General features: G+C 61.2%; 25 protein-coding genes and 1 pseudogene. 9 read left to right on the forward strand and 17 right to left on the reverse strand.

Features of this window, described 5'->3' with window-relative positions:
* Positions 1-58: 58 nt before the first annotated feature.
* Together AC4D2O_RS06200 and AC4D2O_RS06205 are read right to left on the reverse strand one after the other, a co-directional pair.
* Complete coding sequence (locus AC4D2O_RS06200; protein ID WP_490905919.1) at positions 59-502, reverse strand: universal stress protein; 444 nt, start codon at positions 500-502, stop codon at positions 59-61.
* Between the two features lie 122 nt (positions 503-624).
* Positions 625-1,527: a diacylglycerol/lipid kinase family protein gene (locus tag AC4D2O_RS06205; protein WP_490905923.1), complete on the reverse strand. Its 903-nt coding sequence runs from the start codon at positions 1,525-1,527 to the stop codon at positions 625-627.
* A gap of 340 nt (positions 1,528-1,867) precedes the next feature.
* Here AC4D2O_RS06205 and AC4D2O_RS06210 point away from each other — a divergent pair, with 340 nt between their 5' ends.
* Positions 1,868-2,902 (forward strand): DUF389 domain-containing protein, encoded by a 1,035-nt coding sequence (locus AC4D2O_RS06210; RefSeq protein ID WP_490905926.1) that lies wholly within the window; start codon positions 1,868-1,870, stop codon positions 2,900-2,902.
* 3 nt (positions 2,903-2,905) lie between these two features.
* On the opposite strand, the gene AC4D2O_RS06215 is transcribed toward AC4D2O_RS06210, so the two are convergent.
* The 6 genes from AC4D2O_RS06215 to AC4D2O_RS06240 all read right to left on the reverse strand — a co-directional run bounded on the left by AC4D2O_RS06215 (position 2,906) and on the right by AC4D2O_RS06240 (position 10,443).
* Positions 2,906-3,175 carry a phage holin family protein gene (locus tag AC4D2O_RS06215; protein WP_490906480.1) on the reverse strand — a complete coding sequence of 90 codons (270 nt, stop codon included), beginning with the start codon at positions 3,173-3,175 and terminating at the stop codon, positions 2,906-2,908.
* A 245-nt stretch (positions 3,176-3,420) separates the two neighbouring features.
* Complete coding sequence (locus AC4D2O_RS06220) at positions 3,421-4,425, reverse strand: alpha/beta hydrolase (RefSeq protein WP_490905928.1); 1,005 nt, start codon at positions 4,423-4,425, stop codon at positions 3,421-3,423.
* Positions 4,426-4,445: 20 nt separating this feature from the next.
* On the reverse strand, positions 4,446-5,564 hold the full coding sequence (locus AC4D2O_RS06225) for an AI-2E family transporter (RefSeq protein WP_490905931.1): 1,119 nt from the start codon (positions 5,562-5,564) through the stop codon (positions 4,446-4,448).
* A 431-nt stretch (positions 5,565-5,995) separates the two neighbouring features.
* Positions 5,996-8,536: a LuxR C-terminal-related transcriptional regulator gene (locus AC4D2O_RS06230; RefSeq protein WP_490905933.1), complete on the reverse strand. Its 2,541-nt coding sequence runs from the start codon at positions 8,534-8,536 to the stop codon at positions 5,996-5,998.
* Between the two features lie 268 nt (positions 8,537-8,804).
* A complete protein-coding gene (locus AC4D2O_RS06235) occupies positions 8,805-9,293 on the reverse strand; it encodes a DUF1269 domain-containing protein (RefSeq protein ID WP_490905936.1) in 489 nt (162 codons plus the stop codon).
* Positions 9,294-9,399: 106 nt separating this feature from the next.
* The gene (locus tag AC4D2O_RS06240) at positions 9,400-10,443 is read right to left on the reverse strand and encodes an AI-2E family transporter (protein WP_490905938.1); all 1,044 of its coding nucleotides are present in this window, start codon (positions 10,441-10,443) and stop codon (positions 9,400-9,402) included.
* Between the two features lie 75 nt (positions 10,444-10,518).
* Between AC4D2O_RS06240 and AC4D2O_RS06245 the strand changes: the two genes are divergently transcribed.
* The 3 genes from AC4D2O_RS06245 (at position 10,519) to AC4D2O_RS06255 (ending at position 13,882) form a co-directional block, all read left to right on the forward strand.
* Positions 10,519-10,986: a DUF6325 family protein gene (locus AC4D2O_RS06245; RefSeq protein ID WP_490905940.1), complete on the forward strand. Its 468-nt coding sequence runs from the start codon at positions 10,519-10,521 to the stop codon at positions 10,984-10,986.
* Between the two features lie 107 nt (positions 10,987-11,093).
* On the forward strand, positions 11,094-11,312 hold the full coding sequence (locus tag AC4D2O_RS06250) for an SHOCT domain-containing protein (RefSeq protein WP_490905942.1): 219 nt from the start codon (positions 11,094-11,096) through the stop codon (positions 11,310-11,312).
* Positions 11,313-11,443: 131 nt separating this feature from the next.
* On the forward strand, positions 11,444-13,882 hold the full coding sequence (locus AC4D2O_RS06255; RefSeq protein WP_490906482.1) for a winged helix-turn-helix domain-containing protein: 2,439 nt from the start codon (positions 11,444-11,446) through the stop codon (positions 13,880-13,882).
* A gap of 49 nt (positions 13,883-13,931) precedes the next feature.
* Here AC4D2O_RS06255 and AC4D2O_RS06260 read toward each other — a convergent pair whose 3' ends face one another.
* Together AC4D2O_RS06260 and AC4D2O_RS06265 are read right to left on the reverse strand one after the other, a co-directional pair.
* Complete coding sequence (locus AC4D2O_RS06260; protein ID WP_490905944.1) at positions 13,932-14,339, reverse strand: DUF6325 family protein; 408 nt, start codon at positions 14,337-14,339, stop codon at positions 13,932-13,934.
* 33 nt (positions 14,340-14,372) lie between these two features.
* Entirely contained in the window at positions 14,373-14,759 is a 387-nt protein-coding gene (locus AC4D2O_RS06265; RefSeq protein ID WP_490905947.1) for an SHOCT domain-containing protein, read from the reverse strand.
* A gap of 242 nt (positions 14,760-15,001) precedes the next feature.
* On the opposite strand from AC4D2O_RS06265, the gene AC4D2O_RS06270 reads away from it, so the two are divergent.
* From AC4D2O_RS06270 to AC4D2O_RS06280, 3 genes are all read left to right on the forward strand, one after another.
* Positions 15,002-15,523 (forward strand): DUF6325 family protein, encoded by a 522-nt coding sequence (locus AC4D2O_RS06270; protein ID WP_490905949.1) that lies wholly within the window; start codon positions 15,002-15,004, stop codon positions 15,521-15,523.
* Between the two features lie 179 nt (positions 15,524-15,702).
* Entirely contained in the window at positions 15,703-15,873 is a 171-nt protein-coding gene (locus tag AC4D2O_RS06275) for an SHOCT domain-containing protein (RefSeq protein WP_490906483.1), read from the forward strand.
* A 49-nt stretch (positions 15,874-15,922) separates the two neighbouring features.
* On the forward strand, positions 15,923-17,806 hold the full coding sequence (locus AC4D2O_RS06280) for an alkyl/aryl-sulfatase (protein WP_490905953.1): 1,884 nt from the start codon (positions 15,923-15,925) through the stop codon (positions 17,804-17,806).
* An 84-nt stretch (positions 17,807-17,890) separates the two neighbouring features.
* Here the strand turns inward: AC4D2O_RS06280 and AC4D2O_RS06285 are convergent, their stop codons facing one another.
* The 3 genes from AC4D2O_RS06285 to AC4D2O_RS06295 are packed head-to-tail and all read right to left on the reverse strand — an operon-like array spanning position 17,891 to position 21,197.
* The gene (locus AC4D2O_RS06285; protein WP_490905957.1) at positions 17,891-18,748 is read right to left on the reverse strand and encodes a mechanosensitive ion channel family protein; all 858 of its coding nucleotides are present in this window, start codon (positions 18,746-18,748) and stop codon (positions 17,891-17,893) included.
* A gap of 48 nt (positions 18,749-18,796) precedes the next feature.
* Complete coding sequence (locus AC4D2O_RS06290; protein ID WP_490905959.1) at positions 18,797-19,468, reverse strand: GAP family protein; 672 nt, start codon at positions 19,466-19,468, stop codon at positions 18,797-18,799.
* Position 19,469: 1 nt separating this feature from the next.
* A complete protein-coding gene (locus AC4D2O_RS06295; protein ID WP_490905961.1) occupies positions 19,470-21,197 on the reverse strand; it encodes a SulP family inorganic anion transporter in 1,728 nt (575 codons plus the stop codon).
* A gap of 133 nt (positions 21,198-21,330) precedes the next feature.
* Here AC4D2O_RS06295 and AC4D2O_RS06300 point away from each other — a divergent pair, with 133 nt between their 5' ends.
* On the forward strand, positions 21,331-21,972 hold the full coding sequence (locus tag AC4D2O_RS06300; protein ID WP_490905962.1) for a hypothetical protein: 642 nt from the start codon (positions 21,331-21,333) through the stop codon (positions 21,970-21,972).
* Positions 21,973-22,199: 227 nt separating this feature from the next.
* A complete protein-coding gene (locus AC4D2O_RS06305; protein ID WP_490905963.1) occupies positions 22,200-22,616 on the forward strand; it encodes a hypothetical protein in 417 nt (138 codons plus the stop codon).
* 325 nt (positions 22,617-22,941) lie between these two features.
* On the opposite strand, the pseudogene AC4D2O_RS06310 reads toward AC4D2O_RS06305, so the two are convergent.
* From AC4D2O_RS06310 to AC4D2O_RS06325, 4 genes and pseudogenes are all read right to left on the reverse strand, one after another.
* A pseudogene (locus AC4D2O_RS06310) lies at positions 22,942-23,130 on the reverse strand (hypothetical protein); the annotation flags it as partial.
* A 439-nt stretch (positions 23,131-23,569) separates the two neighbouring features.
* Positions 23,570-24,229 (reverse strand): class I SAM-dependent methyltransferase, encoded by a 660-nt coding sequence (locus tag AC4D2O_RS06315; protein ID WP_490905964.1) that lies wholly within the window; start codon positions 24,227-24,229, stop codon positions 23,570-23,572.
* 267 nt (positions 24,230-24,496) lie between these two features.
* Entirely contained in the window at positions 24,497-25,261 is a 765-nt protein-coding gene (locus AC4D2O_RS06320) for an SDR family NAD(P)-dependent oxidoreductase (RefSeq protein ID WP_490905965.1), read from the reverse strand.
* Positions 25,258-25,713, reverse strand: coding sequence for a FadR/GntR family transcriptional regulator (locus AC4D2O_RS06325; RefSeq protein ID WP_490906484.1), 456 nt, complete (start codon positions 25,711-25,713; stop codon positions 25,258-25,260). The genes AC4D2O_RS06320 and AC4D2O_RS06325 overlap by 4 nt, the downstream gene beginning before the upstream one ends.
* Positions 25,714-25,769 lie beyond the last annotated feature (56 nt).

Genomic DNA, 25,769 nt, shown 5'->3' on the forward strand with positions numbered 1-25,769 from the left:
CGTGGGACCACGGGCGTCGCCTGACCCGCGTCTTCGCCCTCACCAGGCGTGGGTCAGCTCATGACGGGTCGGAGGCCCTCCGGACGACGAGGACCGGGCAGTGTGCGTGGGCCACGCAGGCGCTGCTGACGGACCCGAGCAGCAACCCTCTGAACGTGCCGTGGCCACGCCCGCCGATGACGAGGAGGGCCGCATCATGGGACACCCGCACGAGGGTCTTCACGGGGTGCCCAAACACCACCGCCTTTTCCAGTCCTGGCGGGGGATTCTCCCCGAACGCGGCCGTGACGGCCTCGTCCAGCTGCTTACGGGCGACGTCCGTGTACTCGCTGCGGCCGAGCGGAATGTACGCGGGGTACTCGGCGGGATCGTCCCACGCAGCGACGGCACGGATGCTCGCGTCGAAGACGGGCGCCAGTTTCTCGGCGTAGCGCAGCGCCGCGATGGACGGTTCCGACCCGTCCACGCCGACGACGATGTGGGCTGCGGGGGTGGGACTCATGGCGCTTCTCCCTCTGGTGGCGGAAACATGAACCTGCTGTGAGCACCCTTCAGGGAATCCGTCCGATGACCTAGGGTCTTTCGGCCCTACTTCCGCTCCTGTCGGGGGCGGACGGCCGTGCGTCAGCCGAGGGTTGCGAGGGCCTGGCGGATGCTGTCGACGGTGATGTCCGTGCCCGCGTCGACGTCCTTCACTTCGCCGTCGATCTGGTAGGGGAGTGGCTTGAGCGTCGAGAAGCGGTACTGGGAGTAGCTGGGCTGGTCGCCGAGTCCCTTCGTGGAGGCGCGCAGGGCGGTCAGGAGGATCTTCCATTTGGCCATGTGGGGGAAGGTGATGACCTCGAACTTGCCGTCGGAGGGATGATCGTCGGCCTCGCTGAGGGTGGCGTACTTCGCCATCTGGGAGATGTTCGCGAACACGAGGCTGTCGAATTTCCGGCGCCTGCCGTCGCTCTGCCGGATCTCGAAGGGCTTGAACTTGCGGAAGGTCCGGACGACGGAGAACATCTCCTTCATGGCGCCCTTGCTGCCCTTCTCGAGGTCGATCGCCATGATCGGGGTCAGACCGAAACCGATGTAGGAGTGCGCGTACACCGGCTCCGCGGCGGGCACGGCGTCCGTCCCGGCGATGCTGATCCGGAGCAGGTCGATCCTTCGCACCTGCCCCTCCACGATTGCCTCACCGAGCGGCTTGCGACCCGTGACGCGGCTGTGGTCGTTCGCGTTGCCGGCCGCCAGGACGGCGCAGACGACGTCGTCCGCGCCGCTGGCCATCACACCGTTGACCACCTCGTTGTACCCGCCGTCACCGCTGACCGAGACGACCAGGGCGTTTCCCGATGATGCGGCTTGGCGGGCGAGGTCGATCGCATGACCGGCGTGCTCGGTCGGGGTGAGCCTCATCTCGGTGTCCGGCAGGGCGGGCACCAGTTCATCCCGGAGCTCCTCGGCCAGTTTCGGCGCATCGCCGGTGCTGTTCGGGTTGAAGATGATCGTGATCGTGTCGAACCTGCGCGGCGATTCCATGGTGTCTACCTTCGGTGATGACTCTCGTATGAAGCGGCAGCTCCCAGCATAAGTAAGCGGGCTTATTATAAGAAGTCACAGGCCGCCACGAGTGCCCGTTCGGGCGTCGACGGCCGGCAACCCCTCCAGTAAGAGCAGGCGTATCGGGGTCGGGCGGTTGCGGGTCCGGCTCGTCCAGCCCATGATTGTTGCGTGCCTCGCTGCCGGATCGCGCCGATCGGTCTCAGATCATTGATCGATCTCAGATCATTGATTCACGATGGCCACGCAGGCCGGTATCAGTCCGGTTCACCTTTGTGGGGTGGTGGCGTGAGGAATCCGCTGGCGGAGGATCGCACCTATGACGAATGTTCCAGCCCCGGCTGACGGTGGTGGGTGGCAGGGTCTACGAAACACTGTTTTCGGTCACCCCGAGTTGCGGGATGTCCAGCGGATGACGGAACGTCTTTTCTTGTTCGACGGAGGACGCGCGAAACTTGCGGCGTTCTGGGTTCTCATCCTCCTGGCAGCTGTGATTGCTTCCGCAGGTGTTGTCGCTGATTCGACGGCTACGGTCATCGGGGCGATGATCGTCGCTCCGTTGATGACTCCGATTCTTGGCACGGCGTTGGCAATCGTCCTGGTTGAACACCGAGCGTTGCTACTCAATCTGGCGCTCGTTGCGGCGGGGGGCGTAGCCGTCGTAACTGTCGGGTTTCTTATCGGGCTGACAACTCCGTTCGACGTAGTCGCTGCGACTAATAGCCAGGTCTCAGGCCGGGTGAGTCCCCGCCTGGTCGACTTGCTTGCGGCTCTTGCCACGGGCTTGGTGGGCGCATACGCACTCATCCGGTCGGACGTATCCGACACCGTACCGGGGGTTGCTATCGCCATATCCTTGGTGCCGCCGCTAGCCGTTGTCGGCTTGACTCTCGAATCCGGGGCGGCTGATCAATCGGTCGGCGCCCTGCTGCTCTTCGGGACCAACGTCACCGCGATTCTTGTCACCGGGATGGCCGTGATGCTTGTCGCGGGTATCAGGAAGGCTGCCTTCGGGGCATCCGCGATGAACGCGATGCCGAGCAGCAGGGCATTACTGGTCCTAGCGGCGGTGCTCGTGGTGATCGCGGTTCCACTTAGCCTGGGCAGCGCTCACCTGGTGAGAGAAAACGCCCTTATCGGGCAGGCCGACATAGTGGTTCAACAGTGGGAGGAACGATACGACTGGCGCACTGTCGACATCGCCTATCGTCAGGGAAAGCTTGTCATTGTGCTGCTGGGACGGACACCTGCCATACCTGCCCAGATTGAGGAAGAGCTCGACTCCTCAGGTTTCGGGAACGTTCCGGTCGAAGTTCTGCTGGTAGGCGGAGATGACACCATTGTGCAGCCCTGATGTCTATTCTTTCGATGCGTGATGCCGGTTGTGGAAGACCAGCCAGTTGCCAATAGCACTGAGGATCGATATGAAAGTGGCGGCGAGGAGGGTACCCAGAGGGCCGCCGACCTGTAACCAGTCGCTGAGGCCCGCGCTGATGCCAAGTAGCGCACCGTTGACGACCAGCGCGAACAGCCCGAAAGTAATGGCAGTGATTGGAAGGGATACCAGCTGAAGTAATGGCCCGAGAACCGCGTTGACCAATCCGAATACTGCTGAGGCAAGGACCAGCCCTCACACGCCACCAGATATCTCGACGTCCGGGAAGAGTTGCGCCGTGATTGCCAGTACAACAGCGATGACCAACCAATTCAGTGCTATCCGCTTGAGAAGCTTCATCTCGCCATTCTTTCCTTGATCAGCGCAAGGACTCCGCGAACATCTGATTCTTGATGTCGGCGAAGCGTGCGTGCCGGCCTTGCCATGGAGTATTGACCCGGCGAACTCAGTACAGACCGATGTAGGTTGAGCCGTATTCACCCTTCGCGGGTGAACTCGACAGGATCGGGGGGATGGCCGAGTCCTGCAGCCTGATACCCCCGAAACCACTGACGCATCCGCTCGTAAGCCATCCGGCGGGGTTGTGGGGCGGACAGGACCACATCGTGCATGGCGTCCTTGACTCGGATGACTGTCACGTACTCGCCGAGCGACAGCGCCCGGTGAGCGACCACATCGACGTTCAGGGCGATGTCCGACGACGCGACGTCATCGGACCAGACGGGCTGTAGGTAGCTTTTGTCCGACAGCATCACCAGCGTGGGCAGCTCCAGTTCTAGGCCCTCTTCGACTGTGGCCTGTCCTTGCATCACGGCGTAGAGAAACGCGACGGTGACGGGAAACCCCTGGCGCGGCCTCCACTCCTCGTTGTAAGGAAGACGGCCATCGAAGGCATCTGCCACAGCTCGAGCGTAGTAGCCGCGGTCCACAGGAGGCAGGGGGGCCAGGGGATGGCGTCGAGCTTCGAATCCCAGCAGCGGAGAAATCAGTCGTCGGGCCGCACCGGTGGCCTGGAACTCCAGCCATGGGCTGTTCAGAATCAGGGCGGACGCCGTTCCAGGGTGACGTGCGGCCCAAAGACTGACCGTCAGCCCGCCGGTGGAGTGGCCCATGAGGATCAGTGGCAGTCCGTCGTGGTCCTCTGCGATCCGGGTCAGTGCAGCCTGCAGGTCTTCGTCGTACTCCGTGAGGTCGGTCACGAACCCCGGGACGAGCCCCGGCCGCAGGCTCCGACCGTAGTTGTGCAAGTCGAGAGCGTAGAAGGATGCCCCTCTGTCATGCCAGAAGCGAGCGAGGTCGGCTTGGAAGAAGTAGTCGGACCAACCGTGCACATACAGCACCACGCAGGATCGGCGGCGAAACGAGTTGAGGCTGAAGTGGGGGCGATACCTGACAAGCGTCGCGACGGCGCCCGAGGGAAGATGCAGGGTGCACTGTTCGAAGTGTCTCCCGAGAACGTCGGGCCGCCATGGATCAGGCATGACCGGGCCCAGACATGGTGCTACTGGAGCCGTCGTGCAGGGACGACGACCCGGTTGATGATGAGCAGGAAGGCAGCGGCGACAGGGATACAAACGAGCGCTCCTGGTAGGCCCAGCAACGTACCACCCGCGGTAGCTGCGATCACGACCAACGCTCCAGGCACCTGCACAGCTTTGCTCATGACGCGCGGAGTGAGGACGTACGCCTCGACCTGCATGTAAACGAGCATGCCCGCCAGCACGATAATCGCAGCCGACAATGACGTCAGCAATGCGATGAGTGTCATGAAGACTGTGGTCAGGATTGTCCCGATAAGTGGAATGAGGGTGATGAAGAAGGCGGCGACGGAGATCAATAGTGCATAGTCCACGCCCGTGACGGTCAGCAGAATCAGGCTGTAGGTAGCATTCAGGAAAGCCAGAACCACCATTCCGCTAAGATATTTACCCACGGAGTCGGCGATTCTTTCACTCAGGGAGGTCACGGTGCGGCGGCTGGATGCCCGCACGAGCGCATAGAATCCCTTCTTGATGCGGGGGAGCCCAGCAAGAAAGTAGAGCGTCAAGATCGCGATGAAGATGACGGACGTGATGAATCCCGCGACGCCGGCGCCCAGCCCGATCAGGCCGTTCGCCACTCCGGTCAGCACCTCGGGTGTAAAGACCGCCGAATCCAAGGTAACGAATGCGTCCTGAGCGGCGCGCCCGCTCATGTGGTCCACTCGAACGAACCAGTGCTGCGAGGCCACCCCTTGGATGGCATCGGGAAGAGCCGAGACGAACGACGAAGCTTGGCTCGCGAGGAATGGAACTAGAAGCCAAAGGGATCCGGCCACCATGACGGCTACCGTGATGCCGACGAGCGCAAACGCACGGGATCGAGCAAGGACTTGCCGGCCGAGTGCCCGGACCAACGGATTGAGCCCGAGCGCGAGGAACAACGCGGCTTCGACGGAGAGCACGACCGGCCTCAAGGACACTAACGCTGCAGCAAGCAGGAGAGCTGTCAGGACTCCCAGGGCTATACGGAATCCGGCACTGAAGAACGAGCTCCTGAACGCGTTCGCTGGATCATGGTGTCCGGGCACCTGCAGTGGGGGACCGGTCACGGATGAGCCTCGGCAGCTTGGTCCTCCCACATCGCAGATGCTGCCGATCCTGAAGACCAGCCATGCCGAATCGGCCCCTGAGCGTGCCTCATGGCCATCGATGCATGATTCTGAACCGGGATGACTGACGGGCAGTCCGATATGCGGTGACCCGGAGCGCAGACGGCATCTCCGAAGCTATGGTCGAGAGCTTGATCACCATTGGCTGTGGCCTCCCATGAGTCGGAATGATCCTAGAGTGCTACGAATACAACAGTGGCGCGGGGGCATGCCTGACCAATGATCACCCTCAGCGGGTGAACGGGTCCGAGCGTCATGGTTCTACTCCGGCGGTTGAAAGGACCGGCGTCCGGTCGCAAGGGCTCTGCTGCGCATTCCAAGCCCACATGCCGCTGCCGCGCCATCCGAACGAGTATCTTCGTTCCGGGATTGAGGCCGCTCGCGAGGAGAGGAGCACTGGCTTACCTCAAGGGGCGGCTCCCAATTTTGCGCAGTTGGCTAGGCACCGTCGAGGTATCGAGGAAGCCCAGTGTGACAGCAGCGGTGATCGCATCGCGGCGGGTTCTGACTCCAAGTTTTCGATAGATGCCCTTGAGATGGGTTTTCACCGTATTCGTCGAAATCTGCAGGTCGCGCGCCATCTCCTCGGCTGTCGCGAATGTCGGTAGGAAAGTCAGCAGTTCTACCTCACGGGGAGTGAGCGACGGCCCCCCGGCAGCAGGTTCGTCCTTCGGCAGATCCGCGATCGAATTCAAGGCAGCCTGGTGGGCGGGGTAGAAGTGCCGGTCCCGCTTCAACGCCGCGCAGGTCTCCGCGCCCGCAAATTTGAAGGCGCGCAATGTTCCTTGATCTGTGGCAAATTGTAACGCCTTCTCGAAGGCATCTCTGGCTTTGAAGGGCCTGTCTTCGATCATTTCAACGCGACCGAGGAGTGCGAAAGCGGTCATCGCGCCGACGATACTCTGACTATGCACAAAATCGCGTGTCACGGTTGTCAGCAGGCGCCGCGCCCGAGACAGCTGCCCGGAGGTCATCAGCTCCCATGCAGATATGGTGACCAACTCACCGCTCATACCCTGATGTTTTCGCATTCCCGCCTGCAGCCGGACGAGATCCCTTGCTCGTCGCAGAGAGAGCATCATTTCGGTTACCTGCAGGGAACAGAGCGCGATGTCTTGTGGCGCAGCACCGTGTTCCAGGTCGAAGCACACCTTGTCGAGGAGGTCATCCGCTACGGAAGCCCGTTCCTCACATGCCGGGAAAGCGAGGATCGACGACAGTTTGGAGGCGGAATACTCGACGATCGGCGCCGCCGACTGGGCTCTGAAGACGAAGGCATTGTGATGCCGGGCGGCCGCGTCGTCGAGGCGGTGATAAGAACACCAGGCTGCGATGAGGCGAGCCGGTCGTAGGCGTTGATGGTAACGCATGCCATGTTGGTCCCCGAGATCGATCGCTGCCTGAGCGTGCTCTGCGCCGTCAAGAAAATTCTCCCGCATCAAACTAAGAGCGCCACGGGCGATGTGCGCGTCTATGAGGCCTTCGGGATTTTCGCGGACCGCGGCGATCTCCAAATTGTGTTCTGAGACCGCCTCCGCTTCATCCACCCGTGAATCGGCGAGCAGTGCTGAAGCCCGAATGCTTGAGATGAAGAGAGCGGAATCAGGATGCAGTCTTTCTGCCTCGAGGTGATGTAATTCCTTCAAGGCATCGGCAAAACGTCCCCGGGCTACCATGAGCTGAGCCGTCAGGCCCGACTGTATAGCTGTGAAAGCCGGGGTCAGCCGCGCCGGGCTGGAGGCGGGTGTACGATTTTCGAGCCAATGATTCGCTGGCCCGATATCGCCTTTGCTGAAAGCTATGAAGCTTGCCAGTAGTGGGATTTCGTTTATGCGTGTACCGTCCATCTCGTTTATCGCGTCGAGTAATTGTTCGCCGTCATTGTGCCAGAGCAGATGAATGCCGGACGTCGACAGGATCTGCTTCAACAGATCGTCATCATGGGCCCTGCTTGCGTGTCGTAGAGCTTCCAGATGCCGCCCTTGTGCGGACCTGCGCTTCGATGCGCGCGCATAGACTGAATCGTCGACCAATTCACCGGCGCCCTGAGCGACATTCCGAAGGTACCTGCTCATCAACCGATGCAGGCGGAACGCCGTTGGACTTTCGGCACACCCTGTCGGCGCTATCATCCCGGTCGTCTGCCGGGTTCGCAGGAGCGTTTGAGTTCCGGTCGCGCTGCCCGTGATGGCTTCCAGATCGTCGACCGTAAAGGGTTCGATAAGTGCCATGATGTGTAGTGCTCGGCGCTCGGCGGCCGGGTACGAGGAGAATAGTGGACCGCAAAGAGCTTTGAGCAGCTCGGGGCAGTCGTAGCTGGCGGCTGCATCGGCCGAGCTGCGGACTGCTCGTTTGGCGAGCATGACAGCTGCCGCCCAGCCCTCCGTGACTCCGAGGAGCGCGTCGACGTCGCAGGAGGTGTGCGGAAAGAGAGTGAGAATTTCCTTCCTGGACATGACAAGATCGTCCTGGCTGATTCGGCCCAGAGTGCCCTCCAATTCAGCTGTATAAAGCGTGTCCACTGCTGGGACGGATCGTCCCGCTAGGAGTGTCACCATATTTGCCGGGGAGCGCTTGAGGAAGTAATCCAGTTCGGAGAGCAAAGTGGCATTTGTCAGGCACTCGCAGTTATCGATGATGAGGGTTAGTTGCAGGTCAGCCGGGCACTGGTGATCGATGATGCTGTCGATGTGGTCTGTGTGCGTCTGGGGACCGCTGGGGAGTCCGGTAGGGGCGTCTGGCGTCCGGTTTTGAGCGAACGCAAGGGAAGCATCCAGAAGGTTCCAGAAGCGCGTCGAGCAGTTGTCCGCCGGATCCAGGGTGATCCATGCGATCGGAGCGTGGCGGTCTGGTTTGTGGTGTGCCCATTGAGTCAGTAGAGCCGTCTTTCCGTAGCCTCTGGCCGCGGCCAGGGTGATGACATCGGAGCCGGTGTCGATCATCGCATCCAGTTTGTCCAGCAGACGCTTGCGGACTGTGTATCCGCTGGAAAGACCAGGGATCAGGTGGAAAGACCAGGGATCAGGATCTTGCTCTGTGTCGCGCTAGTCATGCCGGTTAGTGCAGCATGTCGGCTGCGCGTAGTCCAGCAGGTCGGCTGCGCGGATGGTGCTGTTTTTGCGGGTTGACGCCGCGAAACAGGTGTGTCCGACGTCGCTCTCGCTGATCCCGGACACGCAGCGATGGACGATCGGCCCTGTCATCTGTGACTTACTCCTGCGTAAAGGCACCGCGCAGGGCTTCCTCACCTTCGTGGCTGAGGTTCGTCTCGAGTAGCTCCATATGGGTTCCTTGAAACGCCTCGGCGACTCGGTCCGTGACTGCTCCGGATGTCATGACGAACAGGGCAGAAGTTCCGGGTACCACCTTGTCGCGGATTCTCTTGATGAAGGAATCGTCGATGCCGACGTCGGTAAGGGCTCCGGTGAGCGAGCCGACGGCAGCACCTACCGCAGCGCCCAGCAGCGGAACGAAAAAGATGATGCCGAACAGCAGACCCCAGAACGACCCTCCGAGCCCCCCTACGCCGGCCATGTTAGTGAGCTGTTTCGTCTTCGGCTTCTTGGCATCGGGCGCCCAATAGACTACGGCCGCGTCGTGCACCCTGATGAGTTCCTTGCTTTGCAGGTCCAGGAGCACGCGTTCGGCCTTTTCTGCGCCATCGACGTCACTGAACTTCCATACAGATAGAGTAGACATCAGCGTTCTTTCTTATAGAAACGATCGGGCGGGTTCGCCCTTCAGCCACCTTTCCCCTTTGTGCATGCCGGCGTATCACCCGCCAGGGGTGATCAGCACTCTGCCGTCACCCGGGCGCATAGAACGCCGACGCCCATCTGTTGCGTGAGTCGTCACCACCGACCAGCACACAGATGACCAGAAGAGTCATCGGCACTGCCAGCACCGCCCCAACCGGTCCCAGTATCCACGTCCACAGGACCAGGGAAAGGAACGACGCCGTGCCGCTGAGCCCGACGGCGCTCCCGGCCACGCGCGGCTGTATGACGGTCTGGACGAGAACGTTCAGAACCGAGTAAGCGGCAACGACGGCGATGAGTCGGGCCGGTCCGCCCTCGAGGAGCGCCAACAGCGCAGGAGGGATAAGGCCGATGACAAATCCCACGTTGGGTATGAAGTTGGTGATGAAGGCGAGTAGTCCCCAGAGCCAGGGCAAGGGAATCCCCAGTAGGTACAGCACACCGACGTCCAAAACCGCGACGATCGCACCGAAGACAGTAGACACAAAAAGGTACTTCCGGGTCCCGTGCACGAATCGCTGCATCGCGGACGAAAGCTGGGCGTACTCCCCGCCGATGCCTCGAAATTTCCGAGCGAAACTGCCTAGATCCAGTCCCATGAATAAGAGGAGTGAGATCAAGAACACGAGGTTCGATAGTAGCGATGCGGCACTGCTGATGACCTGCACCACGGCCGCGGTGATTTGTTCGAACCCGAAGGTGCGTTGCATCCAATCGACCGCGTCTGTCGTCAACCCTCCTCTTCTCAGCACTTCTGCAACATCGGTCCGCGTAGTTGCGAAAGCGCTTTCGTACTGAGGGAGTATCTCGGCAAGGCGCGTCACCATGAGATAGAACACCCAACCGAGACCGGCCAGGACAACGAACACGACAGTCAAAATCGCGCCTGTCGCCAACCATCCTGGTACTCCACGGGAAACCAGCATCTCCCTCAGCGGGGAGACGGCGATCGAGACAACCAGTGCAAGCAGCACTGGGGCGAGTACATCCGACGCCGCGCGGATGCCTGCCAGTACAACGACGGCGGAGGCCAGCGATATCAAGATAGCGGTTGGGCGTGGTGACGACGCTGACGATCCTGAGACGGGCATGGCCATACCTTCTCAGCCCGGTTGGGTAGGGCAGATCACCCCACGGGTGTGAGGTTTGCCGGCATCAGACACTTGATGATCTTCATAGGCGACAAGTTGGTGGAAGGAACAATCATGAAGGTAGGCCCTGTGGAGGTGATCGTGTGTGCCTTTCCCAAGCACACTGTCAGCAACCTGGTGACAGAAGCGTTGAGCGAGGCGGTTCAAGCTGGGGCGGTGGCGCTTATCGACCTCGTCCTCATCGAGCGAGGAGCGGATGGTGCTCTGACCATCATCGACTTGGATGATGACCTTCCGCCGGTGTGGGCCGACATGATCATCGATCCGCGTCCAATGACGTTGTTCAGCGATGACGATCTGGCTCTCGCCTCCCGAGCTATCCGGAACGAGGAACTGGCGGTGGTGGCGGCGGTGGAGCACCGGTGGGCTCGTCGACTGTCCGAAGAAATCCGAAACGCCGGCGGACTCACTTCCCTGCATGTGCGTGTCCCGCACGACGAAGTGGTCAAGGCCTTTGAAGCCGACGGCGTCGCAGCCAGCTAGCCCAGCCTCCCTGGAAGGAAGCCCATCCGATGACATACACCCGCCGGGGCCGGCCAGGTCTGCTGGGAAGCATCTCGAAAACGGGAGTCATAACCGGTACAACACGGATGACGATCCACGCAGTCAGCGTCAGAACGAAGACCGACGACTTGAGATGCCTGAACAACCAGTCCCTGAAATCGGACCAGCTCCTGGAAAGTCTGAATCGTGTCGCAGCGATGCGCGCCCAGGGACTTCTGACCGCCGATGAATTCAGCACGGCCAAATCCAGGCTGCTGGCGGCTCCTTCGCAAGAAGGTTCGGTGCAGGGCCCCGATCAATCGTGAAGCAGAGCCACGCGGACATTCCCTCCCACACCACACCATGGGCGCGCTATCGCGCACCAGATCTGCCATCGGGCCTCATCGACAGGCCTCGCCTCGTCGGATCCGTCGAGAGAACGACAACGCAATATCCGGTGACCGTCATATCCGCGCCCAGCGGGTACGGAAAAACCATGGCCGTCGCATCGTGGGCCTCTGGCCACTTCGGGTCGGTAGCATGGCTCACACTCAGCTCCGCCGACAGCGATGCTGGACCTCTCGCGTCCGGGATCGTGGAATCCCTTCGATCGCTGCCTTCGTCATTGCAGGACGCGCAACACTCCTTCCTCGACATCGCACCCGATGGTGACGTCAACGCCATCTATCGGCGAATCTGTCAGGATGTCCTCCGTCGGCGTTCCACGATCTATTTGGTGATCGATGACGCTCAACGAGCCGGCGCGGGTCTCAGGAACGGCCTCTTGGGGCTCCTGTTGGAGGGTGTCCCGGATCGCCTTCGTTTGATCCTCGTGGGAACCCCGTATCTGGAGATGGCAATGCCCAAGAAGTTTGTCGCCGAACCGGCTGCTTTCTTGACCGGCGCAGACTTAGCCTTCGACGATCGAGAACTCTCCCGTCTATGCGAACGATCCGGTTCACCTGCAACGCCTGAATCCATCATGCGGGAGACCCAAGGATGGCCCATTGCCGCGCACATGGTCGTGATGTGCGGCGAGCCGCTGGGTGCAGCGGATCACGCCGCGCGATTGCGACTGCGTCACTACGTCGGCGCGCACGTGTTGGCAGCCCTTCCGGAACACCTGATCTCATTCATCCTCTCGACGACGATCTGTGCGGAACTGACTAAAGACCTTGCGGCCGCAATTACGGGTCGGAACGACGCGGGGGCCCTTCTTGAGGACCTCGCTGACCACGGGTTCTTCCTGCAGCGGTTCTACCTGGACGACCAGACCGTCTACCGATGGCATCCCGTCTTCGCCCGTCAATGCAGGCACATGATGTCCGCACGCGGAGGAGACAGGATGCTCACCGCGCACGTCCGCGCCGCGCAGTTCCTCGAAGAAAGGGACCCGCTCACGTCCATGGGACACCTCATTGCTGCGGGAGCAGCAGCGCAGGCGGTGAACACCCTGCTGCGCCACTGGGTGAGACTCCTGGTGGACGATCAGGCGGTCGCCGTCGCCCAGTGGTGTGCCGGCCTCCAAACACATCACTCCGAGGACCCCCGTGTTCTTCTGGTGTGGGCCTGTGCCGAGGACATCATCGGAGAACGAAAGGTTGCTCGGACGCGCTTCGACCGCGCCGTGCGGCTGACAGCGAAAGCACCAGGAGATGAGAGCACCGAAAGCGTTCTGCGTCTGGCGCGGCTTTTTCTCGTCGATGACCGGGCGGAAGCCCTGACCGCCAGCACTGCTGTGCAAGCTCTGATATCCGGCCATCAGACAATCAGCGGCCTGGACCAAGGAGCTCTGTTCTTCCTTTTGGGTTGGACCGAACTGCGGTTAGGCGCTCACCCGTGGTTGGCCCAGGAGCTGCTTTCGGCGGCGGCGCGCGAGGCCGCCGCGGTAGGAGACATCGTCCTGGAACGCCGTGCCTTGAGCCACCTCGCCTCCGCATCCGCCTTGGCCGGCAAGCACCGCCGCGCGGAGGAGCTCGTAAGTCAGCTGTCAGCATCACCCGACTCAGCGCTACCGATACGAACGTCTTATGGGGGAGACGGATGTGCATTGGCGGCAGGTTGCACAGCCTATTGGTCAGCCGATTTTGACATGGCAAACCACAATCTGATCAGGGCAATTGAGAGCGAAAGTTCACGGGTGTCCTTCGCTGCATTCGCTCGCATCTTGCTTGCCTTCAACGCTGCCGCATCCCATGACCCGGGCATCCGACGTCGTGCTGCAGCGGAGCTTCACGCCTTACCCTACAAAGACGTGCATGGACTCGCGTGGACGGTCTATCGAGACACCGCCGTCGCTGTCCTGGAGGAAGCAGCCGGACATCGCACGAAGGCAGTTGCCATCGCTACGAAGTACAGCCAGACCAGCAATTCACCCTTGATCGGGGTAACCCTCGCCGGCGTCCTCCGCCGGGCGGGAGACCCAGCAGCTGCTCTGACGCTGCTGGCGCATCATCGGAAGTACCTTGATATTTCGTACGTCCAAGTTGCGACTCGGGTCACCTCGGCGCTTTTGCACAAGCGGCACGGGAAACTGGACCTGGCTCACGAGATGTGCGAACTAGCACTCGACACGGCGTCGATCGAAAATGTCCGACTGCCTTTCTGCGAAGGTGATCTGGACATGCGGCTGCTCCTTGCCGAGCACATGCTGCGTCGGACCAAGCACGAGGCCTTCATCGCGGAATGCCTCACCGAAATGCCAGGCAGCGGAATACTGGACGTGCTGTCCGATCGGGAGGTCGATGTCTTCCGACTTCTACAAACATCAAGGACGATTCGGGAGATTGCCGACGACATGGGCGTCTCCATCAACACGGTCAAGACTCATCAACGGTCCATCTACCGCAAGCTGAAGGTTCAGACTCGTCGGGAAGCGCAGAAGGTTGCTCTATGACGTTGCTCACTGCTATGGGCTGGTGAGTAACCGCCGCGCCACCCTAGTCCTAGGCATCCCTCAGTGCGAACTCCACGATCGAGGGTGGTATCTGCGCTACGGACCGGACTGTTGCCCCCGGGTGCATGAACCTGCGATCGGGGAAAGACCAGGTGTGTTCCACCAGCACAATAGCCCAACTACCTGGAGGAACAATCGTCAGGACGTCGCGGATATCTTCTTCCGCGATCAGCCCTGAGGTGACCAGTTCGATGCCGGCCAGAGCAAATTCCTCCACATCGACGTCGCTCCAGGAAACTCCGCCATGGGGGCTACCGGTAGAGAGTACGAAATCCAGGACCCGGATGCCGCCAGCACGAACTAGGTCACTCAGTCGTTGCAGCAGGTCGGGGTCCGGCTGGTTCTCGGCCAGAGGGGCAACGAGAATTTCAACGAGCCCGAGGCCTTTCAGCGTCATGATGCTTTTCCGACTTTCGGATCAGTATCGGAATCATGCAAGTACTCGGGCTTTGATCTTCTCGAACTCTTCGGGCTGAATGGTCCCTGCATCCCGAAGTCTTGCCGCCTTCTCGATCTCATCACTCGGACTTACGCCGGCGACATCACGGATATATGCGTTCGCATCTTCCTGCTGCCTTTGCAGACTTTCCGCCCCGCGTCGTGCCATTCCGCCACCGCGCACGATCAGGTAGATTATGGCGGCAAGGAATGGAATGAAGATCAGGAACGCAATCCAGATCGCTTTCGCCCACCCTTTGAGTTCTCTGTCCCGAAAAATGTCTGCGAATATCCCGAATATCGCCATCAGGTATGCAATGAAGACGAACGACCAGATGAACCACCAGATGATCGACCAGAACGACTGCCAAAACTCCATTTGTCTGCCTTCCTCGAATGCTGAAGTAGTACCTGTCACACGTTGATCGGTGTGTAGTAGCGAGGATTACATGCGTCGAGACCATGGTGGTGTGCGCCTCACCCTGAGAGGGCGAAAGCGCTGCTCGTCACCGTCCACCCGGCCCGGTGCCCAGAGAACGGACACCATCAGCTTTACCGCAGGGATCCTGCCTCGCCCACTTCAGATGAGCGACCGACAACCGCTGCCTTTGGGGGGGAACGATGGAGCAGACGATCGTCACCTCGCACCCAAGCCAAGAAAGGTCGATCAAGGACATGAACGGGAACCGCATGCCTGAATTCCGATATGGACCCGTCGAGCTCTACCTAGTCGGTTTTGCTGAAGAACAACCGGATCCCAAAGCTCTACGAGCCCTGTCCGATCTGCTGGCCACCGGAGTCGTCCGGCTTCTCGACCTCGTCATTATCAGCAAGAAGGGCAATGGTGAGGTCGCTGTTGTCGACCTCGAGGAGGGATCCAATCCACTCGGGCTTGCTGCGGAGCCGGATGCCGTCGCCACTGGTCTCGTGTCTCATGAGGACCTTTTCGATCTTGCAGCCTCTATGAGCCCAGGATCCTCCGCAGTTGTTGTCGCTCTGGAGATGACTTATGCGAAGACACTTGCGGCGGAGCTGGCGCGAGGCGGAGGCGAGGTTCTGCGAAGCGAACGAATCCCGGCGCCGGTGGTCAATGCACTCATCGACGTATACGAGGACCTGCAAGAACCAGTAGAGAGAAGCTGATCATGCCTATTCGTCGTATTGGCCGCCCTGGCCTTATCGGACTTGCCGCTCGAACCGCCGTTGTAGCCGGCACGGCGCAAGCTGTGTCAGGGCGAGTAGCTGAGAACCAGCAGCGTAGAGCACAGTCCCAGTACGAGCGCGAGCAGGAGCAGTATGCGGCCGCCCGACAGCAGGCACAGATGGCCGTCCCTCCGCAGGCTGCTTCATCGCCACCACAACAACCAGTCGCCCCAGCCCCCAATGCGGGTGCGGATGTTCTCGCGCAACTACAGCAACTGGCCGATCTCAAGCAGTCAGGGCTACTCAGCGACGAGGAATTCGCTGCTGCAAAAGCCAAACTTCTCGGTTGAGCCTACGAGTACTTCCCACCACGCCGTACCCCATCGACAGGAGATCTTCATGGAGCACAAGCCAGCAACCCCGTCCATCAAAGCTCAGCACAGTGGAACTCGCGAGAATCTCCCCTTCGGGGATACCGCCGATTTCGACCAGGCCGAACGCGGCTTCATCGCCACGATTCAGCCCAACGTCATCCGGAACACAGCTGGGGCTGTGATCTGGGACAGCGACAGCTTTGGCGACTTCTCCGGCGAGGCACCGGACACCGTGCATCCGAGTCTGTGGCGCCAGTCGACGCTGATTGCTCGCGCCGGCCTGTACGAGGTCACTGACCGCATCTACCAGGTGCGCGGTTTCGACCTGTCCAATGTGACCTTCGTCGAGGGGGACACCGGAGTCATCGTCATCGACCCGCTGCTGACCAGGGAAACTGCGGCCGCTGCCCTGAAGCTGTACAGGGAACACCGGGGGGAGAGAGAAGTCGTCGCTGTGATTCACACCCACAGCCATGTCGATCACTTCGGCGGCGTCTTCGGTGTGACCACTCAGGAGGATGTCGATTCCGGTGCGGTCCAGGTCATCGCGCCTGACGGATTCGTCGAGGAAGCGGTGTCGGAGAACGTCTATGCCGGTACGGCCATGGCTCGGCGCGCCGGCTACATGTACGGTGCGGCACTGGGGCGCGGACCTCTGGGCACTGTCGGAGCGGGGCTGGGCCAGACGACGTCCACCGGTGAAGTCGGGATGATCGTTCCTACTCTGAGCATCCACGAGACAGGGGAGACCCATACTCTTGACGGCGTCGAGATCGAGTTCCAACTCGCACCAGGCACGGAAGCACCGTCAGAGATGCATTTCTATTTCCCACAGTTCCAAGCGCTGTGCATGGCAGAGAACGCCACCCACAATCTGCACAACCTCCTGACCTTGCGAGGTGCACTCGTCCGCGATCCTCACGTGTGGGCGCAGTACCTCACGGAGGCCATCGAACGGTACAGCGGTCGCGCAGATGTCGTGTTCGCTTCCCATCACTGGCCGACGTGGGGTCGGGAAGCGCTTGTCGAATACCTGTCCATTCAACGCGACCTCTATGCCTACCTCCACGATCAGACCTTGCGGCTGGTGAACCGCGGGTACACGGCGGCCGAAGCGGCCGAACAGTTCGTGCTGCCTCCGGCACTCGAGAACGTCTGGCACACACGGGGCTACTACGGTTCAGTCAGTCACAACGTCAAGGCCATCGTGCAACGGTATCTTGGCTGGTTCGACGGCAATCCGGCGCGCTTGTGGCCGCACCCGCCTGTCGAACAGGCCAAGCGCTACGTGGAAGCGATCGGCGGCGTGGACAAAGTGGTGGAGGCAGCGCGAAAAGCCTTCGATGCGGGCGATTTCCGCTGGGCCGCGACTCTGCTCGACCATGCCGTCTTCTCGGACGAGCATCACGCGGCGTCGCGGGAGCTTCTGGCTGACACGTTGGAGCAGTTGGCTTATGGATCAGAGAACGGCACGTGGCGGAACTTCTACCTATCCGGCGCCACGGAATTGCGCGACGGCAACTTCGGCACGCCGACCAAGACCAATGCGCCGACCGTCATGGCTCAGCTGACACCCGAGCAACTCCTCAGCGCGATAGCGATCACAGTCGATGGGCCCAAGGCCTGGGACCTCAGTCTGACCTTCGCGGTCGAGTTCACCGATCTGGACCGACGGTTCCTGGTCACCTTGAGGAACGGCGTACTGATCTATCTGGAGACAGACGACGTGGAGACAGACGGCGAGAAACTACAGGCAACCGTCCGTGTCACCAAGGGCCGCCTCCTGGCGTTGCTGGCTGGCGATAGTGATTCGCCAGGTGTTGACGTCGAGGGCGACGCTTCGGTGCTGCGGCAGCTACTCGCAGTCCTGGAGCCCGGTGATGAAGCATTTGCAATAGTGACTCCCTGACGTGCGATCGCTGGTGTCGATAGCGGCCTCTTCGGCCACGATCGGCACCAGCGTTCGCTTTTGCCGGCCCCCAGCCAGCCCTCCCTATATCGAATCTGGAGAGATGAGCGGTGGGGGGCCTGGAGATGCACTGACGGATCCGGACAGGCCGTTGGCGCTCAGTGCGGCTGACACCTGGGCAACGACGTCGGAGGTGACCTGGGGGCCGGACAGGGGATGATGCCAATACCGAAGACGCATGATCCACCGGTCCGGTGATGTGGACAGTACCAGGGCACGCGTCGGTCTGGTCTCGTCCACGCCGTCGACTGCGGCCGCGACATCCTCCAGCAGCTTGAGCATTGCGTGAAGCTGCTGGAGGGTGTCACCAGCCCGTCTCGTGCGGACCTGTATTTCGCTTCGACGTAACCCCTGCCGGGAATGGTTGATGAGGACCCCGCCGAGTAGGACAGCATTGGGCGTGTGGACCGTCCTGCCATCCACCGTCACCATGATGACCGAGCGGGCGTTCAGTTCCGTGATCGTTCCCGTGATCTGGCCCTCGGGACCCTCGACTTGTATTTCGTCTCCTACTCGGACCGGCTGTCGCGACTGAATGAGCATGCTTGCAGTGAAATTTTCGACAAATCCCTTGATCACCAGGACGAAGACAGTGATGACAATCGCTACGACCGCGAGCAATGGTTGGACGTTGACGCCGAGAAACGCCAGAGCCAGCCCTACCCCAACCAGGACCAGCACGTACTGGACGATCCGGGCTATCACATAGGACACATTGCGCGGGGCGCCTGGCGTCCGCTGCAGGAGTAGGAGTGTCCCGCGCCGGGCGTATCGCGCGGCAATCCATCCGACGACGACCGACAGAATCGCTAGGAGCACGTCCCACCAGGTCGTCGTTGTAGGGATGTACTGAGTCGGGTCGAGCTGTGTCAGATCAGTCATGACGAATGCGAAGCGTCAGGTGCAACGGATTGGCCGTCCTGGCACGCATCAGAAGCTGCCGATACCTTTGCCGATCGAGTTGACGCCAAGGACTAGGAGGAGAACGGACATGATGGTCGAATTCTCCTTCACGAGCCAGGCCTGAAGCTTTCTGAGCGGTTCACGAAGTCGGTCGGCTGCGAGAAGAAATCCGACGACAGGCGTGAGCACTGTGGCACCGGCCAGAAGCGTGAAGATGACGATAGCGACGGCTCCCGCCCCGATACCAAGAGAGGCGGAACCGATATCCAAACCCGCAGAGGCGGCCATCACCAGATTCTTTGGGTTGACCGCCGCGAGCAGGAAGCCCAAGCCGAAGGACTTCATGGCCTTCATGTCATCAATGGCTTGCATCCACTGCGGCAGCGGAGGCTCTTCGCCAGCTACTGGCCGCTTACGCCACTGCCTGATGGCGACGATCAGCAGCAGGACCCCGAAGGCGAGATGAATGATGCCGCGGATCGGTCTGGAACCCTCGTCCTCGGTACTGGGAAGTAGCGACGAGAGCAGGGTGAACACGATTGCGATGGTGAAGATGCCGCCCAGCCATCCAAGCAGGAAGCCCACAGCTGTCGATTTCGCCCTCGGCGACATCAGCATCAGGACGGCGGCAATGATTGGAATGGGGCTGATCGCTACGCCTAGAGCCAGGGGAAGCATGTCTCCAATGACTGGACCCATGTCACGTTCCTTCCTGATCGTTCTCGGTGGACTCGTTGATGGTCGAGACGGCGTCCACGGAGTTCTCCCGCCTCGATGTCAGCGATGAAATGGCCTCTCGATTGGTGGGATAAACGGTGGCTCCTTGAAGCAGGCCCAATCGCTCCAAACGCGGCATTGTGGTTGACCTGACACGACTGAAGGAAAGTGAGATCCTGCGGTCCTCGAGCCAGGCTCTGAGTCCCTCGAAGGATTCTGCGGCAGTGACATCGACATCGTTGACCGCTTCCATATCGACGACCAGGTGACGGACGCGGTGTTCGCTGTCTTGGACGTCCTCGTCAGCAGAACTTACAGCCGCTTTCACTGCCTGCCCGAACACGTCGCTGTTGGCGAAGAAGAGAGGAGCAGCCAGTCGGACCACGACAATTCCTGGAGCGGTCATCGTTCCCTCCGGTGCGCTTTCCAGGAGGGACTTACTCAGGTCTCCGTCCGATCTCAGTACATCGACGACCGGATTTGCCGCACGTCGAGTGAGGTTGATGAGCGCCAGCACGAAGGCGACGAGAATTCCAGGGATGGAACCGACCAGCAAAGTGACGAGAAAGCATGTGGCACCGATGCCGAACTCAAAGCGGTCGAGTTTCCATAGTTCCCTGAACTCGGTGATCCCGAGCAGAGGCAGGATTGCGACACCGACAATGGCACCGATCGCAGGCGATGGAATGTCCTCAAGGAGAGCCGTCCCGAACAGAAGCAATAGCAGGGTCCCGGCGGCCAGGACGATGGAGGGTAGCTGGGTCCTCGAGCCTGCCTGATCCATGGCTGCGGTTCTGGAGGTTGACGATCCGACGGAAAAACTGCCACTGACTCCGGCCGCTACGTTCGCAACGCCGAAGGCTGCCAGATCACGGTTCGGGCTCGTCGAGTAACCTCCTTTCTCGCCATAGGATCTGGACACCAGAAGGCCCTCAGCCGTAGTGACCATCGTCAGGGCGAGAGCCGAGGGGACGAGCAGGAACCAGTCCAGCCACGACAGAACTGGCCACGTGAGCACAGGGGGGCCGGCAGGTACCTCGCCCAGGACAGCCACACCAGCCTCATTCGCGGCCGTCCACACCGTGATCACCGTCGCGGCGATAAGCACAACCAACGCCCAAGGCACCGCAGGCATCAGGCGGCGGCCTACCAGAAGACCTGCGATTGAGAACACAGAGATCAGCAAGGACCAGAGATTGAGCGTCGGCAATCCTGAGAATAATCCGATCACCTTCGAGACGAACTCGGCGCCCGGCTCAAGCGTGACCCCGACCATCTTGGCTATCTGTGAAATCAGGATGTCGAAGGCAAGACCCCCCACGAATCCGACGAGGATCGGCCTGGACAAGAAGTTTGCGAGAAAACCCAACCTGAACCATGACATGAGTAACAGCATGACCCCGCAAAGAATTGCCTGTGCCATCGCCATGACGAGGTATTGGTCATCACCTGCAACTGCGAGGCCCCCAAGAGAGGAGGCCACGAGTGCGGCTGCAGCGGCATCCGGGGACGCGACAAGCTGCCGTGATGACACCACGAGCGCGTACAGAACCGTCGGGACGACGAGTGCGTACAAACCCGCCGTCGGTGGCAGGCCCGCAATCTGCGCATAACCGATATTGAGTGGAACGGCGATTGCGATGAGCGTGATGCCCGCGAGAACTTCCCGACCGGCATTCTGCCTTGTGAGCCCGACCAGGGGTCGTTGCACGTCTGCCTCCCATCAGTGGATAGGACGACAGTAATCACGAAGCGGATCGGCTCGGGGCGCTGCTCATCCGGACAGGGTGACGCTGTCTTCCGCGGCGATCGATCCGTGTCTACGGTGGGCGGAGGAGGCCGACATGACCGAGCAAGACGAGCCGAACTCTGCGCCCGAACGGACACGTGGTGACAGGATCTTCAGCATCATCACCGTGTTCGTGCTGTCCGCTACAGCAGTGCTGACCGCCTGGTGCGGATTCCAGTCCTCCAAGTGGGGCGGTGAGATGTCAATCGCATTCAGCGAGGCCTCCAGCTCCCGAATCCAGGCCGAAGCAGCCGCGGGGCAGGCCCGCGACGCTCGGCAGTACGACTTGTCCATCTACTCGCAATGGGTTGTGGCCGAGAGCGACCGACGGCGGGGATTGACCGAGTTCATCGAAGAACGCTTCACACCTGAGTTCCGGACCGCCTATGAAGCCTGGAACGCCGGCGACCGACAGGAGTTGGGCCCGCTTTCGATGGAGGAATATGTGCCACCCGGCGCACTCGAAGCCGACCAGTTGAGAACCAAGGCCGACACAAAATTCGATGAGGCTTTGACGAACAATCAGCGGGGTGACAACTACTCGCTTCTGACGGTCCTCTTCGCCCTTGTCCTGTTCTTCACGGCCATGTCACAACGCTCGCTGGAGACGTGGTCGCAGCGACTTCTTCTCGGATTGGCGATTGCCGTTGGTTTTGGCTCCCTTCTCGTCATGCTGACATTTCCTGTCAAAATCTGAGCGTGATGCCGCATTGCAAGGCCAGCTTGCCACCAATTGGAATTACGCGAGGAATCGCGGTGTGTCGAGTTGCACGTTATCCGCGTCGAATTTCCATGAGTACTGTAGTTCGAGTTCACCCCGGACGGGTGAAGTGGCTCGTTCGCACTGCGGCTGACCATAGTAGAGCCAAGGGGGCACGAATCTGGCCAGCACAAGCAGGCCAGCGATCACGGAGAGGATATCTAATGTTGGAGCGACACTCATTCATGACGAGGCTGGCGGGGCTTGGGGTAATTCTCATGGTGGCCACGAGTTGTTCATCCAGTCCTGAGGAGAATGTTTCACAAGCATGTGAAGCATCTTCGACCTACGAAACTGCGCTGCAGAACTTTCAGGACACTCTCACGCCGGATGCGACAGTTGAACAGATCCGAACGGCCCGAGAGGAGGTTTCCAGCAGCCACGACGAATTGGTGGAAGAAAGCGAAGATGTTGTCGAGGACCGAGTCGAAGAACTAAGGACTGCTGAGGAAGATTTGGGCGAAGCCGTCGATGCACTTCCTGATGAGGCAACGGTTCCTCAGGCAATAGACGCGCTGAAGGACAATGTGAACTCAGTGGAATCCGCTCGAAACAACGTAGAAAGCGAACTCAACTGCTGACCGGCAGCGGAACGCCTCTCGACAAGACGTCGCTCTCATCCTGACGCCATCATCCAACAAGCGCAGGTGAGACCAGACCTGGTAGGGGAGTCCGCGGCAGGAGCTGGCCGTGCTTGGCGAATCCGCAATGCAATTCAGGTCCGGTGTGTCCCTGCGCCGGCACCGGATGGCCCGAACCTTCGGAGGCAGATTTCAGCGCCTTGTCGTGCGAAATGGAACGATCCTCTCGGCAGTGCCTCCGTCGTACACGCTCTAGTTCGGCCTTCTTGTGGTCTGCTCCTGCATCTTCCCGGCGCGGCCGGTGTGGAGGTCGACGTAGTGATTGCTACCAGCCGTGATCGACCCGCCGATGAAAGCGCATGCCGGCCTTACCTCCGAGTATGGCTCCGACCAGTGGGATGACAACGGCAACTGCGAGACCGATAAGGCCACTGATCGTGAAGGTTCAGAGACAGATCGCCACCCCCTGCTTCGCGCCGTCGAACCGCGCCAAACGGCCAGCGACGTAGCCGCCGCGTCGGTGCTTCTACGATCGGCCGGCGCTTCGAGCCGTGCACGCGTGCAACAACTACCGCTACCAACATGAAAACGGATGCGGTCAAGTCGCCAGGCACGTGATGACTGGCGGCCAAGGTTGTCCAGGGACGACGCATACCGGGACGATCTTGGTGCACACCTCAATTTCAATCACTCCCAGCCATGCCTGCATCACCCCACGGGGGGGTGACGGTGTGCCTCACTTCTTGCCGGGCAGGGTTCGGCTCAGCTTGCGAACGGTGTGATTCGTCCAGCAAGTCATCGCGGGGATCGGCAGGAGGATCACGCGAGGATGGAAGGCTGGCAGCAGTGGCGAGATCCAGGACTGCGGTAGCAACCAACAAGAATGGGTCCGCGCCCGAGGGAACTCGAAGCTGAGGCGTCACCCAGCCATGGAGCTTCACCCAGCCATGGAGCTATGGGCTGGACTCCTGGTGACATAAGAGCACAACCCCGTCGTCGAGTGTGGCGGCCCGGCCGTCCGGCCCAGTTGTTTCTCGGGCGCGCACTTCAGCGATGCGCACCTTCCACCGGTCTGGGTCCAGTCCTAGCTCGGAGATCTCCTGGTCGGGGGTGAGAAAGGTGTGAGCAGCGTGTGCCTCGGGCGGCGCCCAGGGCGGCACTGCCGCATGGGTCACTAGGAGCAGGTGACCGCCGGCGGCCACACGGGATGCTGCCTGACGCAGAATTGACGTCCTGGCCAGGGCGACGGGGGAGTGGAAGAACGATGCGGTAACAAGGTCGTACTCATCACTGCCTGACCAGTTGTCTAGGTCGACCACCTCGAATTTGATCGAGTCTGACCCAAGGCCGACAGCGGTGGCTGCAGTTCCTGCCCGAGCTATGGCGGTGGGGGATATGTCGACACCCGTTACTTCCCAGCCCTGCTGCGCTAGCCAGATCGCGTCGCTGCCCTCACCGCAGCCGAGATCTAGGGCTCGCCCCGGCTGCAGTCCGCGGACTACGTCGGCTGTCGTTGCGTTGACGCGCCCTGACCAGACGACGCCGGATCCCTGGTACCGGTTCTCCCAGAATGAGAGTGGAGTCTGAGTATCTGCCGTGCTGTGGGTGCTCACCTGATGCTCACGCCTTCATTGTTGCTGATTCGAGTTCCGCACCCAGCGGCGCAGGGGAGGTAGCCGCACTTGACCCGGATGCGCCATCACTGATGATGATCGAATCAAGACACTTGTCCGCAGCCATGCAAGAAGCCTCACCCATCGCCCTCGGCAGCGCCAAGGATTCTTGCCGAGTCGGCAAATTGTCGATCGCCACCTCCACCATATGCGGATAGGGATGGGTGCTCTCGGCCGGTTCCGCTGCCGCCGGTGCGGCGCGAGTGTTTACGAGATCTGTAGGCCACCGTTGATGTCGTAGGTGGCGGCGGTGATGTAGCCTGCGTCGGGTCCCACCAGGAAGCAGATCAGGGCGGCAATGTCGTCGACGGTGCCCACGCGTCCCATCAGGATGTCCTTGGACATGTCCTGCTTGCGGTCCTCCGTGAGAGTTCCGCCCATAATGTCGGTATCGACAGGGCCGGGCGCCACGGCATTGACGGTGATGCCGTGTTCACCCATCTCGCGCGCGAGGGCACGGGTGAAGCCGATGATGCCCGCTTTCGATGCACTGTAGGCCACCTTCGAGTAGGTGCCGCCGCCGCGCTGGGCGGAGATGGAGGAGATGCTGACGACGCGGCCGAGCTTGCGTTCGATCATCCCGCGCAGGGCGCGTTGCGTGACGAGGAAAGTGCCGGTCATGTTGACGGCGAAGACCCTGTCCCAGGCCGCCCTGGTCTCCTGCATGAACTCGGTGGGGGAGCTGATGCCGGCCAGGTTGATGACGGCGACGATCGACGGTACCGACGCCTCGACCGTGGTGATCGCGGCGTCCACTGACGCCTCGTCGGACACATCGGCGGCGACACCGACCGCGCGAACGCCGTGGCGGTCCGCGATGGCTGCCGCGGCTTCCTCGGCCGCGGCGCCGTCGATGTCGAGGATGGCGATTGACCAGCCGTCGCGGGCCAGCCGGTCGGCCGTCGCACGGCCGATGCCGCGGGCCGAGGCCGCGCCGGTCAGGACTGCGGTGCGTTCTGTCGGGAAGCTCACGTGGTCTCCTGGTGTCGTTGCTGCTGGTGGATGAAGTGCTCGTAGTCATCGTAGGTCTGGTTGATGTGGAGCAGCTGGCTGAGCGGGCCGAGGATCACCGGGAGGAACGGTTTCGCCGAGGCCTGGAAGATCGCGTCGTGGAAGGCGATGTCCGAGGCGGTCGCGGCGTCGAGGTCACCGGCCTCCACCATCCGGCGGATTTCCAGCAGACGCAGCGCCACGCCGGGGGAGTCGGCCGTGGTCGACGCGTACCGGAGGATGGCCCGCAGATCGGTCGCCTGGGCCGCCGGGTTCACGTACGTGCCGAGGCCGCGTCTGATCTGCACGATGCTCTGGGCCTGCAGCCGATTGAGCGCTTGCCGCCGCGTCAGGCGACTCAAGTCGCTCGACGCGGCGAGGTCGTTCTCGGGCGGGAGGGCTGAGCCGGGCGCGTAGGTGCCGTCAGATGTGATATGTACAGTGCTAGTGTGACGGGCAGCACATTTCCCGTCAAAGTACCGGCCAGGTC

The organism is Arthrobacter sp. TJ-238, from assembly GCF_058269215.1.